The organism is Mangrovibacter phragmitis (assembly GCF_001655675.1).
Classification (GTDB): domain Bacteria; phylum Pseudomonadota; class Gammaproteobacteria; order Enterobacterales; family Enterobacteriaceae; genus Mangrovibacter; species Mangrovibacter phragmitis.
Map to the genome: position 1 here is coordinate 1010297 of NZ_LYRP01000001.1, position 17329 is coordinate 1027625.

15 protein-coding genes are annotated in these 17329 nt (G+C 49.9%); 2 read left to right on the forward strand and 13 right to left on the reverse strand.

Annotated features, from left to right (window positions below; translation table 11 throughout):
• Nucleotides 1–86 precede the first annotated feature (86 nt).
• A complete protein-coding gene (cdd, locus tag A9B99_RS04565; RefSeq protein ID WP_064595018.1) occupies nt 87–971 on the forward strand; it encodes a cytidine deaminase in 885 nt (294 codons plus the stop codon).
• Between the two features lie 115 nt (nt 972–1086).
• Nucleotides 1087–1833, forward strand: a complete 747-nt coding sequence (sanA, locus tag A9B99_RS04570) for an outer membrane permeability protein SanA (RefSeq protein WP_064595020.1) — start codon at nt 1087–1089, stop codon at nt 1831–1833.
• A gap of 116 nt (nt 1834–1949) precedes the next feature.
• On the opposite strand, the gene mglC is transcribed toward sanA, so the two are convergent.
• The 13 genes from mglC to A9B99_RS04645 form a co-directional block, all read right to left on the reverse strand.
• On the reverse strand, nt 1950–2960 hold the full coding sequence (mglC, locus tag A9B99_RS04575; protein WP_064595022.1) for a galactose/methyl galactoside ABC transporter permease MglC: 1011 nt from the start codon (nt 2958–2960) through the stop codon (nt 1950–1952).
• Between the two features lie 15 nt (nt 2961–2975).
• Complete coding sequence (gene mglA, locus A9B99_RS04580; protein WP_064595024.1) at nt 2976–4496, reverse strand: galactose/methyl galactoside ABC transporter ATP-binding protein MglA; 1521 nt, start codon at nt 4494–4496, stop codon at nt 2976–2978.
• 207 nt (nt 4497–4703) lie between these two features.
• Entirely contained in the window at nt 4704–5699 is a 996-nt protein-coding gene (gene mglB, locus A9B99_RS04585) for a galactose/glucose ABC transporter substrate-binding protein MglB (RefSeq protein WP_064595026.1), read from the reverse strand.
• A gap of 308 nt (nt 5700–6007) precedes the next feature.
• Complete coding sequence (gene galS, locus A9B99_RS04590; protein ID WP_064595029.1) at nt 6008–7009, reverse strand: HTH-type transcriptional regulator GalS; 1002 nt, start codon at nt 7007–7009, stop codon at nt 6008–6010.
• Nucleotides 7010–7163: 154 nt separating this feature from the next.
• Nucleotides 7164–8321, reverse strand: a complete 1158-nt coding sequence (gene yeiB / locus A9B99_RS04595) for a DUF418 domain-containing protein YeiB (RefSeq protein ID WP_064595031.1) — start codon at nt 8319–8321, stop codon at nt 7164–7166.
• 23 nt (nt 8322–8344) lie between these two features.
• Complete coding sequence (folE, locus tag A9B99_RS04600; RefSeq protein ID WP_064595033.1) at nt 8345–9013, reverse strand: GTP cyclohydrolase I FolE; 669 nt, start codon at nt 9011–9013, stop codon at nt 8345–8347.
• 285 nt (nt 9014–9298) lie between these two features.
• The gene (locus A9B99_RS04610) at nt 9299–10087 is read right to left on the reverse strand and encodes an ABC transporter ATP-binding protein (protein ID WP_156518982.1); all 789 of its coding nucleotides are present in this window, start codon (nt 10085–10087) and stop codon (nt 9299–9301) included.
• Nucleotides 10084–11151, reverse strand: a complete 1068-nt coding sequence (locus A9B99_RS04615) for a FecCD family ABC transporter permease (protein ID WP_369938657.1) — start codon at nt 11149–11151, stop codon at nt 10084–10086. Before A9B99_RS04615 ends, A9B99_RS04610 begins: the two co-directional genes overlap by 4 nt.
• A 1674-nt stretch (nt 11152–12825) precedes the next feature.
• The gene (locus A9B99_RS04625; RefSeq protein ID WP_064595042.1) at nt 12826–14295 is read right to left on the reverse strand and encodes an amino acid permease; all 1470 of its coding nucleotides are present in this window, start codon (nt 14293–14295) and stop codon (nt 12826–12828) included.
• Nucleotides 14296–14467: 172 nt separating this feature from the next.
• Complete coding sequence (locus A9B99_RS04630) at nt 14468–15205, reverse strand: amino acid ABC transporter ATP-binding protein (RefSeq protein WP_036111638.1); 738 nt, start codon at nt 15203–15205, stop codon at nt 14468–14470.
• Nucleotides 15186–15842, reverse strand: a complete 657-nt coding sequence (locus A9B99_RS04635) for an amino acid ABC transporter permease (RefSeq protein WP_036111636.1) — start codon at nt 15840–15842, stop codon at nt 15186–15188. Before A9B99_RS04635 ends, A9B99_RS04630 begins: the two co-directional genes overlap by 20 nt.
• Nucleotides 15839–16507, reverse strand: coding sequence for an amino acid ABC transporter permease (locus A9B99_RS04640; RefSeq protein WP_064595044.1), 669 nt, complete (start codon nt 16505–16507; stop codon nt 15839–15841). The genes A9B99_RS04635 and A9B99_RS04640 overlap by 4 nt, the downstream gene beginning before the upstream one ends.
• 11 nt (nt 16508–16518) lie before the next feature.
• Complete coding sequence (locus A9B99_RS04645) at nt 16519–17310, reverse strand: transporter substrate-binding domain-containing protein (RefSeq protein ID WP_064595046.1); 792 nt, start codon at nt 17308–17310, stop codon at nt 16519–16521.
• Between the last annotated feature and the right edge of the window lie 19 nt (nt 17311–17329).

The following is a 17329-nucleotide window of genomic DNA, read 5'->3' on the forward strand; positions in this document are numbered from 1 at the left end:
CATTGATAATTAGAGTTAGATCACATATTCAGATTAGTGAGAACCGTACACTACGGTTCCATTAACCTGATACAAGGCATCATGTTATGCATCCCCGTTTTGTTTCAGCCTTTGAAGCTCTGCCTGTAACTCTTCGTGCTTCCCTGCAATCTATTTTGGACGATAGCGCCTTTCCAGCCATGTTGACTCCGGAGCAAACACAGCACCTGCAACAACAAACCGGTATGGATAAGAACGCCCTGGCCTTTGCATTGTTGCCTTTAGCAGCAGCCTGCGCCTGGACAGGTATTTCGCATTTCAATGTAGGTGCGATCGTTCAGGGTGCCAGTGGAGCACTGTGGTTTGGGGCAAATATGGAGTTTCCTGGCAGTTGCATGCAACAAACCATTCATGCTGAACAAAGCGCCATAAGCCATGCCTGGATGGGTGGTGAGCAGACCTTAACCGGGATAACCGTCAACTATACACCTTGTGGGCACTGCCGCCAGTTTATGAATGAACTCAATAGTGGGTTGTCGCTGGAAATTCATTTACCAGAACGAGCACCAGCAAAACTGGGTCATTACTTGCCGGATGCCTTTGGGCCGAAAGATCTCGCTATCACTACGCTTCTGCTGGATAACGAGAACCATGGGTTCCCGGTTAAAGGACCGGCACTGGAACAAGCTGCCATCTGTGCGGCTAATCGCAGCCATTGCCCTTATAGTCAATCTCCTGGCGGGGTAGCATTGCAAACCCATGACGGCAATATCTTCGCCGGAAGCTATGCCGAGAACGCAGCATTTAACCCCTCTCTACCTCCATTGCAGGTCGCCCTGAACCTGTTACGCTTGCGTGGCTACGGAGCTGAAGATATCGCTTGCGCAGCAATAGCGGAGCGTACCAATGGGCAGATAAGCCACCATGACAGTACTGTCTCACTGCTGAATACTCTGGGCTGCCAGAAGATAACCGGCGTAACATTAGCCTGATAATGCGAGCAACCCGTGCTTAAAATAACTGCAATCAGGCGGCGACAGCTTGCTCTTCACGGGGTGGTCAAGTAGCCTTGAAAGCACTTTAATCGCAAGCCGAGCGTTACTAATTATGTTTAAGCGTCTGTTATACAGTCTGTTAGTCCTGACAGGGTTAATGCTGATAACGGCGCTTGCCCTCGATCGCTGGATAAGCTGGCAGACAGCTCCCTACGTATATGATGAAATCCAGGACCTGCCTTACCGCCAGGTGGGGGTGGTGCTGGGTACGGCCAAGTATTACCGTACCGGCGTTATTAACCAGTATTACCGCTACCGTATTCAGGGTGCACTCAATGCTTACAACAGTGGTAAAGTAAACTACCTGTTGTTAAGTGGCGACAACGCATTAACCAGCTATAACGAACCGATGACCATGCGCAAAGACTTAATTGCCGCTGGGGTGGATCCGGCGGATATCGTGCTGGATTACGCAGGGTTTCGGACACTGGATTCCATAGTGCGTACCCGCAAAGTATTTGATACCAACGATTTTATTATTATCACCCAGCGTTTTCACTGCGAGCGCGCATTGTTTATTGCGCTGCATATGGGAATTCAGGCACAGTGCTATGCGGTTCCTTCTCCGAAAAATATGTGGTCGGTTCGCTTCAGGGAGTTCGGTGCCCGGCTGGGCGCACTGGCCGATTTGTTTATTTTTAAACGTGAACCGCATTTCCTGGGGCCATTAGTGCCCATTCCTGCGGCACATGTTGTTTCCGATGACAATCAGGGCTACCCTGCGGTGACGCCCGAGCAATTGCTTGAACTGCAAAAGAAAACCAGTGGGCCAGAAAAGAAAGCGGCTGACACACCGTAGAGTAAGGCAGCTTCACTGACCTGTTCAGGTTTTTCCTCCCCTAACCCGTCCACCAGCAACCAGGCAAAAAAAACCGCACCGGTGTATCCGGCACGGTTTTAGTCTGCAGAAACAACTTATTTTTTGCGGGTGTATTTCAGTGAATCCAGCGCCACAGCAAAGATAATGATGCTGCCTTTAATAATGTACTGCCAGTATGGGTTGATACCGATATAGGTCAGACCGTAGTTAATCACAGTAAAGATGATTACCCCGGTTACCACACCAATCACGGTTCCAACACCGCCACTGAACGAGACCCCTCCCACCACACAAGCCGCGATGGCGTCCAGTTCGTACATAAAGCCCAGGTTGTTGGTTGCCGAACCAATACGCCCGGCTTCCAGCATCCCACCAAAGGCGTAAAACACACCAGATAAGGCGTAGATCATCAACAGGTTCAGGCCAACATTCACCCCGGATACTTTCGCCGCTTCAGGGTTGCCGCCGATGGCAAAAATGTTTTTACCAAAGCGTGTTTTGTTCCACAGGATCCAGACAAAAATACTGGCTATCACCGCGTAGAAGGTAATGTACGACAACCGGAACGAGCCCATTTGTACAAACCCCTGCGTGAAGGTGGAGAATTTTTGTGCAAACCCAGAAATAGGCGATGCACCGACAAAATCGTAATACAGGGAGTTGATCCCGTAGACGATAATCATCGTACCCAGAGTGGTGATAAACGGGGTCACATTAAGGTAAGCAATGATAATCCCGTTCACCAGGCCAATCACCGCACCTATGACACACACAATCAGGATAACCATTGGAATAGACATGGTTTCCATGTGTGGGAAAACCTTGTTGACGTTCCCCATGGACTGAAGCAATGTGGCCGCAATCACTGCCGCCAGACCAACCTGACGCCCGGCTGACAAGTCAGTTCCCTGGGTGACAATCAACCCTGCCACACCCAGTGCAATGATAATACGCACCGATGACTGAGTCAGAATATTACTCAGGTTGAGCAAGCTTAAAAAAGTTGGATCCTGGAAAATAATGATAGCCAGTAAGACAAACAGTACGACGTAAATACCGCCGTCTTTCAGGTAAGTAAACAAGCTTTTCTTATTTAACGCACTCATGAGAAGCCCCTGAGATTAAAGATGCAAAGACGCAAGACGCAATATTTCGTTCTGCGTGGCGGTTTTAGTGTCAACAATGCCGGAAACGAGCCCATTGCTCATAACCAGAATTCTGTCGGTTATTCCCAGTAACTCCGGCATTTCGGAGGAAATAATAATTATTCCCTTTCCTTTTTTCGCCAGTTCAGCTATTAGCTGGTAGATTTCAAACTTAGCCCCGACATCAATTCCACGCGTCGGTTCATCCAGCATCAATATTTCAGGTTGAGTCAACAACCAACGGCCGATAATTACTTTTTGTTGGTTACCCCCAGACAACGAGCCAATTTGGGTTTTATGGCCGGGAGTTTTAACCCGCATGGCATCGATTACCCATTGGGTATCACTTTTCATGCGTGAATTATCCAATAAACCAACTTTATTTTTGTAGCGTTTAATATTGGAAATAAGCGAGTTAAAACCAATATCCAGATACGCATAAATACCGGTTGAGCGGCGTTCTTCGGTCACCAGCGCAAAACCATTATTAATAGCTTCATTCGCAGTATGGTTATTAATGGGCTTGCCATGTAACTTAATGGTCCCGGATGACTTCTCACGAATACCAAATAATGTTTCGACAATATCGGTACGTTTTGCACCTACCAACCCCGCAATACCCAGAATTTCACCCTGATGTAGATCAAAAGAAATATCGCGAATTGAAGGCTGACGCAAGGAGGTCAAATTGCGAACTTCCAAAATCACTTCGCCCGGTGAGTTTTCACGTTCAGGGAAACGTTGGCTTAAAGAACGCCCCACCATCATGGCAATGATTTTATCCATATCCAGCCCTTCAAGGGACTGAGTGGCAATCCACTGCCCATCACGCAGGATGGTTATCTCATCACATAGCTGGAAAATTTCTTCCATCTTATGAGAGATATAAACAATTCCGCACCCGCGCTCTTTCAGCTTACGAATAATGGTAAACAGGTGGTTAACTTCTTTTTCTGTCAGCGACGAAGTAGGCTCGTCCATAATGACAATTTTAGCATCATAGGAAAATGCCTTGGCGATTTCGATCATTTGCATTTGCGAAACAGATAACGTACCCACCCGTGCTTTGGGGTCAATATCAATATCCAGTTCTTCAAAAATCGCTTTGGTATCCTGGTACATTTTATCCTGATCGACAAAAATACCTTTGGTGGGATAACGCCCCAGCCACATATTGTCCATGACTGAGCGTTGTGACACCAGGTTCAACTCCTGGTGAACCATAGAAATCCCATTTTCCAGAGCTTCTTTTGCGGAATGAAATTCAATTTCTTTCCCTTGAAAAAGAATACTTCCACTGTCCTTCTTGTAAATACCAAACAGGCATTTTAATAATGTTGATTTCCCTGCACCATTCTCTCCCATCAGAGCATGAATAGAGTGAGGGCGAACTTTCAGGTTCACATTATCCAGCGCTTTAACGCCAGGAAATGATTTATTAATGTTAGACATTTCTAACAAAAACTCACCTGACGGCTGTATGTTATTGCTGACCATAGTCATCACCTGGCTACATCCCACGAATAATCACAGTATCAGATTTAGCTCAATCTGGTTTACTGGTAATTATTTTGAGTAAAGTATTTGTTGCTCATTATGTTGTAATAACAGGTGCAGTATTTTACCTGCACCTGTTATTCCCCTTACAAGTCACGCCGTACTTCGGTAGCCGGACTATTCAGGGCAAACAATATCGAAATAAAATTACTTACCTTCAAATTTCGATAAGTTATCTTTATCTACGCCAACATAAGGAACACGAACAATTTTATCGACAATCTTCCAACTGGTGCCAGCGGCAGGTGCTTTACCTTCAGCCAGGTTACGGGCTAAATCAAAGGTCGCTTTCGCCTGGTTGTTGGCATCGTTCAGCACGGTACCTGCCATCGCGCCGGATTTAATCAGCGCCATCGCTTCTGGTAATGCATCCACACCAAAGACCGGAATTGATGACTTATTGTGAGCTTTGAGCGCTTCGATAGCCCCCATGGCCATCGCATCGTTGTTCGCAATAACCACTTCAATCTTATTGGCATTTGGGCCAGATAACCAGGCATCCATTTTGTCTTTTGCCTGCGCGGTATCCCACATTGCAGTATCCAGTGCCAGCTGCTGTGTTTTCAGGCCTTTATCATGCAGGGTTTTCACCACATAAGTAGTACGTGCTTCAGCATCCGGATGCCCTGGCTCACCTTTAAGCAATACATACTGAATCACGCCATCTTTGTTCAGATCCCAGGATGGGTTCGCCGCCCAGTGCTTGGCGATCAGTTCGCCCTGAATAACGCCGGCTTCTTTTGAGTCAGTCCCTACATAATAGGCTTTGTCATAGCTGTCCAGCGCCTTACGTGAAGGTTCCTTGTTAAAGAAAACAATCGGCACATTCTGCGAACGGGCTTTCATGATCACAGTACCTGCGGCTGCCGGGTCAACCAGGTTAATTGCCAGCGCTTTTACGCCTTTCGCCAGCAAGACATCAATCTGGTCATTCTGTTTAGACTGGTCGTTCTGCGAGTCGTTCATCAGCAACTGAACATCAGGCGCATCCTTGCCATCCTTTTCAATTGCTTTGCGAACTTCTGACATAAAGTTATCATCATATTTGTAGATGGTGACGCCAATACGGGTTGCTGCGTGCGCAGCTGCGCCAAACAACATGCTTGCCATTACAGCTGACAGAGTAAGCACCTTCTTATTCATGGTATCTCCGGTTTTGCAGGGTAACGATAAAAATCAGTCAGGCGGGATATTTGTAATCAAAATGTTACATCACGCCGACTTTTCGGGAAAAAGTTAACGCATCCATGTGATATAACATTCCGTTACTGCATTTTTATGAGCGCTCAGAGGGCTTTTATACCGTAACCACCCATCCGCAGTTACATTATGTTTCACCCTCTAAAACACCGCCATAATAGTAACCGGAATGTTAAGTTACTGTGAATTTACTCACAGATTGAAACCGGTTACATCAAACTCTTTATAAAAGAAGTGATCTGGCACACACTTTACTGGCTGGGTGAAACAGAATGACGGCGAACCAGTGTTGGCATAAAGCAGTGGGTTTCTGACTGGTCAAGTGTGCCCGCAGCGCCGCGTAGTGCCAGTTCAGTTGCTGTACGGGCCATAGAAGCAATAGGGTAACGAACCGTAGTGAGTTGAGGGTCGGTATAGCGTGCGACGGGAATGTCATCAAAACCAATCACGGATACCTGTTGCGGAATATGAAAGCCATTATCTTTCAGGGCTGTCATCGCCCCGGCGGCCATACTGTCGTTATAAGCAAAAATCGCACTCAATTGTTGGTTGCTGCCAAGGAGTTCCACCATGGCCGCTTCCCCTCCCTGTAAATCGGGGGTACCACGGGCAACCCAATTTTCCCGTGCGGAAATCCCTTGTTCTTCCAGCGCCATAGCCCAGCCCTGGCGGCGTTGTGTATCGTCGTCAATGCCGTGGCTGGAACTAAGATAACCAATACGCTCATGCCCCTGCGCTATCAGCATTCGGGTCGCCATTAATGCACCGGATACGTTATCCAGGCCGACACAACGGTGCTCATAACCAGGTAAAATTCGGTTAATCAACACCATGCCCGGCACTTGTTCCATAAACAATGCCATTTCCTGGTCAGATAACGCTTTAGCATGAACGATCAGCGCATTGCAGCGCTGGCGGATTAATACTTCAATTGCGTGCCGTTCTTTCTCTGCTTCATGGTAACTGTTACCCACCAACACATATTTGTTATGCGCCTGGGCAACACCATCCACAGCTTTAACCAGTGCACCAAAAAACGGGTCAGAAACATCCATGACCACCACACCAATGGTATCACTGACCTGAGTTGCCAGTGCCTGTGCGTTGGCATTTGGCCTGTAGCCAAGTTGCGTCACTGCTTTCATGACTGCATCACGGGTATCAGGGCTCACCAGCGCACTGTTATTGAGAACGCGTGAAACTGTGGCAACGGAAACACCCGCGTAACGGGCTACATCGCGAATCGTGACCATGCAAATCATCCAGGCAGAGGTTTTTAAATTGTTGTCGCCGCGTTACCTGCAGCGTGGCGATTATTTTGTCAGCGAGCGGGTTAACGCAGCGTGAGGAAAATCACAGGGATGAAAGCGGTTACAGCAGATATGTTAATGATTGTGATCTGGATCGTTATCTGGTTGTAGATGAAGCAGGTGAACCGGTAGCCAGAGCGGTCAATTTGCGCCACAACCACTCCAGCGGCCCCTGACGAAAAAAGTGTAACCAGCAAACTGACAACACAAGGTTAACCAGCCACACCGCAGGCACAAAGGCCAGCAGTTGTAACCGGCTGAAATGCATAAACAGCCCTGCCCGTTCAAACAGGGTAGTACAAATAACGGTTTGCAGCAGGTAATTCGTCAGAGCCATTCGCCCAACACAGGCGATAGCTATTGTGATACGCCAGGAAGCCATTGTGCGCCAGTAGCCAAAGATAAGTGCGGCATAACCAATGGACTGCAGTGGGGCGCTTAATTCCCGCGGCGACTGTAACAAAAATGCGCACCACCGGTACTGCCAGCCTAAATACCATTGTGCATACACAGCAGGCGCATTAATTAACAACCCCAGCCCCACCAGAATGACACCGGTACGCCGGTAATGAGACTGGCTGAAGCGCCCACGTAACCAGCCACTGCGCATCAGTGCAGCCCCCAGCAGCATCATGCCCGCCAGTTGCCAGCCATATTGTGCGCCAATGGCCAGTAGATTTGAGGACAACAAACTCAGGCGGTTATCAACAGCTTCCATCCCACCTTTTAATTTCCAGTAGGCCTCATATTGCAGGGGAGCGGCTTCTGGCACCCAGGAACGGCTGGTGTGATCACCAGAAATCAACCCAAGAACCAGCAATACACCCAGACCAATTAAATAGAGCACAATGCCGGTATTAAACAGCGCCTTAACACCACTGGCGTCGCGAATCATTCTCCAGCACACCAGCCCAACCAGCCCGTAAGCCAGAAGAATATCGCCATCCCATAAAAATACTGCATGGCAAAACCCCAGCATGACCAGCAAAGTCAGCCGCGACTGGATCCAGCGTTTACCACGCGGCAACAACATTTGCAGCCCTGCGCCAAACAACAAGGCAAATAGCGTAAGGAATTTAACCTGGGCGAAAAGATCGAGTATGGCCCATGTCCAGGCATCACTTAATGAAACACTGCCTGACCAGGCGGGATTAAGATAAGCGGCCTTGGGTAAACCAAAAGCCACTATATTGAGAAGCAGGATGCCCAGAATGGCAACGCCGCGAATAAAATCGAGCGTAAGGTTTCTTTCCATTGCATCCTGCCTGGCAGTTAAATTCAGTTATGGTGACGCACTGCGCGTAAAAACTCCTGCCGGGTATTCTGGCTCGATTTGAATAACCCGCCCAACGATGTGGTGGTGGTCGCGCTGGTTGCATCGCGAATACCGCGTGCTTTTACACAATAATGCACAGCATCAATGGATACAGCGACATTACTTGTTCCCAACAAAGTTTGCAGTGCTACTAATATTTGCTGAGTCAGACGTTCCTGAACCTGTGGCCGCTGAGCAAAGAACTGCACTATACGGTTAATTTTTGACAAACCAATCACCGCATCTTTTGGAATATAAGCGACGGTAGCTTTGCCATCAATAGTAACGAAATGGTGTTCACAGGTACTGGTGAGCGTAATATCACGTACTGTCACCATTTCATCCACTTTCATTTTATTTTCAATGACAGTGATTTTAGGGAAATTAGCGTAATCCAGACCAGAAAAGATCTCATCAACATACATTTTGGCAATGCGATGTGGCGTTTCCATCAGGCTGTCATCACTCAAATCCAGATTCATGAGTTGCATGATGCCTGCCATATGTTCGGCAATGCGTGCTTTGCGAGTTTCGTTATCCAGTTGCTCGGCAGGTTGGCGTAACGGTGTTTCCAGCCCTCTGGCAACCAGAGCATCGTGGACCTGGGCGGCTTCTTTACTGAGTGATGGCATCAAATTTCTCCTGCAGGTGTCTCATTCCTTACCCTGCGTGGGGTAAAGTTTGTGCTCATTTTGCGGCACTGCGCATGTTTAATCCAGTACCATAAAGGATTATTGTTGAAATAGGTGTAGCCATGCACCAGAAAAAACAATGCCGTTATTGGCTGGCGGAATGAAAGAAAAATGGATATTGCACTGCCTGTATCCATATTCAAATGTCAGAACCCGCGTAATAATAAAGCCAGCGCTGGCTTCAGGCTGATTACCAGGCTCATATCTGCACAATAACCAAAAGGGTTACACTTCCAGTGAGGTAGTCAGGCCGTCGATAACCACCTGAGGTGTGCCACGCGAGCAGCGCTCAATACGCCCTTTTACTCCATAGACTTCCGCCAGGCTCTCAGCCGTAATCACTGTTGCCGGTTCCCCGCTGGCAACCAGGTTGCCGTTTTTCAGCATCAGCACATGTTCGCCATGGCGCAGGGCAATATTAATATCATGCACCACGACTACCGTTATCATATTGCGCTTGCGGGTTTCACGGGCTACCAAATCCATTACGTGGAACTGGTAATTAAGATCAAGTGCACTGAGCGGTTCATCAAGCAACAATAATTCCGGACGGCGGATCAGTGACTGTGCCAAACCAACCAGTTGCTTTTGCCCACCAGAAAGTTGGTCCAGGTAGCTCATTGCCAGATGTGAAATGCCCAGTTGATCGAGCAGGTTCATTACTTCCTGCTCATGGGATGCATTGGCATGGCCGCCAGACGCACGCTGCGCAACAATTATTGATTCCAGAACGTGCAGGTGAACGCCCGCAGGTAAACTTTGCGGTAAATAAACTACTTTCTCTGCCCGTTTCGCAAAAGGCAGCGCCATCAGGTCTTCACCGTCCAGCTCTAACTGGCCCTGCGCTTTATTCAGACCGGCCAGCGAACGCATCAGCGTGGATTTACCACAGCCATTGGGGCCAAGTAACACAGTGATTTTCCCACGGGGTAACGGCCCAACATTCAGATCGCTGATAATCTGGCGTTTCGGGTAACCGGCATGAAAATTGCGAATAACTAAACCACTCATTATACGCTCCCCCGGTGGCGCAGAATAATACTCAGGAAGAAAGGCACCCCTACCAGAGATGTCACGATCCCCACCGGGATGATGACGCCAGGAATGATATTCTTGGAAGCAACAGATGCCATCGACAACACCAGCGCGCCAATCAACACACTACCCGGCAAGTAAAAACGGTGGTCTTCACCAAATGTCAGGCGGGCAATATGTGGCGCGACAAGGCCGATAAACCCAATCGGGCCCACAAACGCCACAGATAGCGCAGACAGGATACTGATACGCAGTAAGGTCGCCAGGCGCAGGCGGCGTACATCGATACCGAAGCTGACTGCACGGTCTTCTCCCAGGCGCAGTGCGGTGAGTTTCCATGAGCTCATCATCGAAAGTGGCAAAATAACTGCAAATGCCAGCGCCAGCACACCCAGTTTGTCCCAGGAGGCTCTGGCCAGGCTGCCCATGGTCCAGAAAACCAGTCCCTGCAACGTATCTTCGCTGGCAACAAACTGCAACATAGAAACCAGCGCATTAAAGGTAAACACCAGTGCAATCCCAAACAGCACCACACCTGATGTCGCAACTTGTGTCCAGCGGGTGATGGCATCAAGCAGCAAGGCTGCGATTAACGCGAAAACAAAAGCATTAGCCGAGATAAACCACTGGTCAGGCACGCCGGGTATACCAATACCCAGGACAATAGCCAGTGCGGCACCAAATGCCGCAGCAGAAGAGACACCGAGAGTAAACGGGCTGGCAAGCGGGTTATTGAGAATGGTCTGCATCTCCGCCCCGGCGAGGCCCAGCGCCATACCCACCATTACCGCCATAAGTGCATAAGGCAGACGGATATCCCAGACTATCACCCGGGTTCCCGGGTTAGCACTGGACGGGTCAATCAGCGTATGCCACAACGTACCCAGCGATAAACCTGAAGGGCCAAGAGTAAAATCCAGCAACAGCGACGCGAGAATGGCAAGAACAATCACGCCAAGTAACCAGTAACGGTGGTACAACACCTTCTGGTAACGGCCCATCACGTTATTGGCAGATGATGATTGCGACGTTGACTGTGACATTGATTCGGAGGTTACACTCATTACATCTAAACCTTTACGGCGTCATGCTAATCATTAATTTCCCTCTGGCTCATGCCATCAGGTTCTCAGGTTAAACGCCTGCAGAGGCAACAACTATTCACGCTGGCCACACGCCAGCTACAACAAAACAGAATGTTGAAACCAGGACAGGCACTGTCCAGGGTACGTCCGTAGGTGTTTGTACGATGTCTTGCTGTAAACAAAGGTTCACTGCGAGACCACCAGGCAAAAATAAATATGGCCACGGGCATATATCGAGCGCCAACGATAAGGCAAATGATAATTCTTATCAATTCTATAGTTAGAAAAACTTCATTTTTTACACGCGCAGCCGTTATAAATCAACGTATACATGTAAAAACAACACATAGTGTGTAAGTTTTCCCTGACCGGGAACAAAATTACAGCAGTTGCGCTGCCCCCTCTGCCAGCACAGAGCAAATTGCGCACCGTGCCAGCCACACTGTTTTCTCTCACCACCATCACCCGGCGCCCGCAGGGGGCACGGCCCGCCAGGCACGCCTCAACGATTTAGAGGCCACCCAAACCCACCTGTTTGTAAGCCAGAAGCCGCAGCAAAAACACACAAAGACATACCAGGCACAAATCCCACAACCACACCAGACAACACAAAAAAACCCCGCTACTTGCAGCGAGGGTTGTGTCGCGTAAGACCGGTGAACCGCAGAAAGGAAGACAAGGTTATTCCGCCCGGACGGCGGAATAAGGCGAAACGAGGCATGGATGCCGAGTCGAGCCGGCCGCAGGCTGACTGCCCGGAGGTGAACGCAGTGCGCAGCACCGGTCGCCAGCGAAAACGGGGATTGCAAAGGGGGCGAGCCCCCTTAGCCCGTTCACTGGCTGTGTAGCCACATTAGTCACCTCACTTCAGGTGAACGGAACTTTCACATCAGTCCAGGTGAATGGAAACAACCACACTGCAAGTGAACGGAACAGTCACCGCAGTAACAGTAATCTGCCAGTACTGCGCAAATTGCGCGCCGTGTCAGATGCACTGCTTTCTCTCACCCACTTCGCCCGGCGCCCGCAGGGGGCACTGGCCCCCTGCACCCCCTTTTGTGGCCGGCAAAATCGCCGCTTCGCGGACATTCGGCTTACCCCGGCGGCCTGTTCGGGTACCGCTCCGGGTCGGCTTCCTGCCTCCCGTCGCTCTGCCTGCGTCCTGCAGGCAGCCCCGGCCCGCCAGGCACGCCTCAACGATTTAGAGGCCACACCCACACACCCGCCTGTCATATCTCAGCAAAAACATCAAAAAGACATACCAGACACAGAACATACAGCCACACCGAACCACACAAAAAAATAGCCACTTGCAGCGAGGGCCTGCTCGCGTAAGACCGGTGAACCGGAGAAAGGAAGACAAGGTTATTCCGCCCGGACGGCGGAATAAGGCGAAACGAGGCATGGATGCCGAGTCGAGCCGGCCGCAGGCTGACTGCCCGGAGGTGAACGCAGTGCGCAGCACCGGTTGCCCGTGAAAAACCGGATTGTTAAGGGGCGAGCCCCTTAACACGTTCACTGGCTGCGCAGCCACATTGAGCGTATCACTTCAGGTGAACGGAACCTTCACACCAGTCCAGGTGAACGGAAACAACTACACTTAAGGTGACCAGAACAACCACAAACAAACCATCACTTCTTAACCGTATCCGGAAACACCATCTCCCCATACTTCACAAACCGCGTCCCTTTCACCAACTTGTAACCCAACCAAATCACCAGGAACAACGGAATACCAATATAGGTGGCAGCAACACTCATCCAGTCAATTTTGTCAGCTAAAAATGCCTGGTAATTCTGACCAAGTGTAATAATCAGGCACAGCACAAACGCAAAGATAGGCCCCAATGGGAAAAAACCAGAGAGGTATGGCAAGTCACTCAGGCTATGGCCCTGATGCACATAACCACGGCGGAAACGGTAGTGACTGATGGCAATCCCCAGCCAGGCGATAAACCCCGTCATCCCGGAGGTGTTCAGCAACCAGAGATACACAGTCTGGTTACCGAACTTAGAGGTCAGGAAGCACAACCCGGCAACCACAGTCGTTGCCACCAGCGCATAGCGAGGTACACCACCTTTAGACAGGCGCGCAAAAATGCGTGGTGCTTTACCGTCACAGGCCAGGGTGTAAAGCATACGTGTGGAAGCGTACATACCGGAATTCCCCGCCGACAGTACCGCAGTCAGAATCACTGCGTTCATTACCGCCGCTGCGGACAACAAACCGGCATGCTGGAAAACCAGGGTAAACGGGCTCACGCTGATATCCGTGACATCATTACGCAGCAGGCTCGGGTCGGTATAAGGGATTATCAGGCTGATAATCAGAATAGCCAGAATATAGAACAACAGAATACGCCAGAACACCTGTCGCACTGCACGCGGGATATTTTTCGCCGGGTCTTCAGATTCACCGGCAGCGATACCGATAAGCTCAGTGCCCTGGAAAGAGAACCCGACAATCATAGCCACACCAATCATTGCCGAGAAACCACCCGCAAAAGGCGCATCGCCAACAGACCAGTTAGCCCAACCAACAGGCGTGGAGCCTTTGAAAATACCAATAATCATCAAAACACCGACAACGATAAACACAATGACCGTTGCGACCTTAATTAACGAGAACCAGTATTCTGCTTCACCAAAGCCTTTTACCGAAATGAAGTTGAGCAGGAACATAATCCCCAGGAACAGCGCACTCCAGATCCAACCAGGCGTTCCCGGGAACCAGTAGCTCATGACTAACTGCGAAGCCACCAAGTCAACAGCGATAGTCACCGCCCAGTTGTACCAATAGTTCCACCCCAGGGCAAAACCAAAGCCTTCTTCAACATAGTTTTGGCCGTAGGTTGCAAACGAACCGGAAACTGGCATGAAGGCGGCCAGTTCCCCAAGGCTGGTCATCAGGAAGTAGACCATCAAGCCAATCAGTGCGTAGGAAAGTAATGCTCCCCCCGGACCGGCCTGGGAAATCGTTGCACCAGAAGCAACAAATAACCCGGTACCAATCGAACCGCCAATCGCGATCATCGTCAGGTGGCGCGCCTTTAATTCGCGTCGTAGTTCAGGCGCTTGTGTTGTGTTTACTTCGGAAACCATAAAAAAATGTTGCCTGTCTAAAAAATGAGGCGCGATTGTAGCAGACCAACAGACCAGGAAGCGGGACAAAATAGCGGTTATAAGAGACCTTCATAATCCATGCCGGATTATTAGCAAAGGCGAAGATATAAAGGTCTCTGGCGTGACTAATATGTAAACAAACAGTATAAAATTAGTTCAATCCACGTACCGAAGCGATAAACTGCTGTAACTCTGGTGTTTCAGGCTGGGCGAAAAATGTCTTACTGTCACCTTGTTCCCACACCTTACCCTGGTGCATAAACACCACCCGATCCCCCACTTCACGCGCAAAATTCATTTCATGAGTGACCAGAATCAACGTCATACCTTCGGCCGCCAGTTGTTCCAGTACTTTAAGCACTTCACCAACCAGTTCCGGGTCAAGTGCGGAGGTAATTTCATCACACAGTAATACTTTCGGGTTCATTGCCAGTGCACGGGCAATTGCCACACGCTGTTGCTGCCCACCAGACAAATTCGCTGGCAGGTAATCTATGCGTTCACCCAGCCCCACTTTATTGAGCATTTCGATGCCCAGCTCACGGCATTCTGCAGCAGATTTTTTCAGCACCCGCCGCGGAGCCAGCATCACGTTCTCCAGCGCCGTCATATGGGGAAACAGATTAAAACTCTGAAACACCATTCCTACAGAGCGGCTGATTTCTCGCGCCTGAGATTCACGGTCAGTGATGGTCATTCCTCCCAGCTTAATGCTGCCATCCTGGTAACCTTCCAGCCCGTTCATACAACGCAGTAACGTGCTTTTCCCCGAGCCACTGCGGCCAATGATGGAAACAACCTCGCCCATTTCAATGTCCAGGCTAACGCCTTTGAGCACATGGTTGTCGCCATAGTATTTCTGAACATCATTAATGGTGATGAGCGGCATGGAATTTTTTCTCCAGATAACGACTGTAACGCGACAACGGGTAGCACAGCAGGAAATACCCCAGAGCCACCAGCCCAAACACTTTAAAAGGGGCGAATGTCGCATTATTAAGAATGGTGCCGGCTTTCGTCAGTTCAACGAAGCCAATAATTGAAGCCAGTGCAGTACCTTTAATGACCTGTACCGAGAACCCCACAGTTGGCGCAATGGCGATACGTACAGCCTGAGGGGTTACCACTCGCCACAATGTTTGACCAAAACTGAGCCCCAGGCAACGGCTTGCTTCCCACTGCCCTTTGGGCAAAGAACGAATACTCCCGTACCAAATATCCAGCAAATACGCGCTGGTAAACAGCGTTAACGCCAGTGTTGCCGCAGTCCAGGCACTGACATCAATGCCGAACAGCCCCAGCCCAAAGAAAGCCAGAAACAACTGCATCAACAATGGAGTGCCCTGAAACAACGCGACATAGCCGGTTACCAGGCGTTTCGGCCACACCCAGCGGCCCATACGTACCAGTAACAAAGGCAGCGTAACCAGTGTGCCGCATACAAAAGCTATCAGTGAAAGCATGATGGTCCAGCGCGCTGCCAGCAGCAGGTTGCGGACAATATCCCAGTCAGTGAAATTTGTCACAGGCCGTCACTCCCCAACCATTTTCGCCCGGCAACCAACAATACCTGGCGCATTGCCAGTGACAGCAACAGGTAAAGGATCGTGGTTACTACATAAACTTCAAAACTTAAAAATGTACGTGACTGAATCAGGTTGGCCTGGAAAGTCAGTTCTTCATAAGACACTTGCGATACCACGGAGGAACCGAGCATCACAATAACGCACTGGCTGACCAGAGCCGGAAAAACCCGCTTGAGCGATGGCGGTAAAATCACGCGTAAGAATGTTTGCCCACGGCTCAGCCCCAGTACACGCGCGGCTTCCCACTGCCCTTTCGGGGTAACCTGAATACCTGCCCGGATAATTTCCGTACTGTAGGCCCCAAGGTTAACTATCATGGCTATCAACGCCGCCTGCCCGGCATTCAAACGTAACCCCAAACTCGGCAAACCAAATACAATGAAAAACAGTTGCACTACAAAGGGCGTATTACGGATCAATTCCACATATCCGCCCCAGATGTGGCTCAGAACACTGGCTTTCCCACTGCGCAGCGCCGCGCCGGTTACCCCGACCGCAATCCCGCCTAATGTTGCCCAAAACGTCAGTACTATGGTGGTCCACAGGCCAGCCAGTAAGGCTGGCCAGAATGGCAACAGGGCGGCAAAATCAAGCTGCGTTGTCATTCGTTAACTCCTCAGGCACCCAGGTTCGCCGGTAACGGCGCTTTCATCCATTTTTCTGACAATTTGTTCAGCGTGCCGTCTTTGCGGGCCTGGTCAATCAGGCTGTTAACTTTGTCTTTGAGTGCCGGTTCTTCTTTTTTCATGCCGATATAGCACGGTGAGTCTTTCAGCATAAACTTCGCCACTGGCGCATGTCCCGGATCCTTACGGGCGATGGCTGCTACCACAACATTGCCGGTTGCCAGATACTGCACCTGGCCGGATAACCATGCTGAAATAGTCGTGTTGTTGTCTTCGTAACGTTTCACCTGTGCGTCTTTCGGTGCAACGTCACTGAGCACCATATCTTCAACAGCACCACGGGTTACGCCCACACTTTTACCGCTCAGTGCGGCAGCATCCGGCAGCGTGGTGTCTTTCGGGCCAAATACGCCAAGGAAGAAAGGTGCATAAGCTTTGCTGAAGTCGATCACTTTTTCGCGTTCTGCATTTTTCCCCAGGCTGGAAATCACTAAATCCACTTTATCGGTTTGCAGATAAGGCACACGGTTGGCACTGGTTACCGGCACCAGCTTCAGTTTCAGTTTCATCGCTGTAGCCAGATACTGCGCCATATCGATATCGTAACCTTCCGGTTGCAGATCAGTACCGACTGAGCCAAAAGGAGGAAAATCCTGGGGAACTGCAACACGTAACACGCCGCGTTTTTCGATGTCCTGTAATTGGTCAGCCATTGCCTGACCTGCCTGCACCACTAACAGTACCGCCCCAGCGAGGGACAACAGCCATTTTTTCCGCAACATCACTCACCTCATTCAAAGG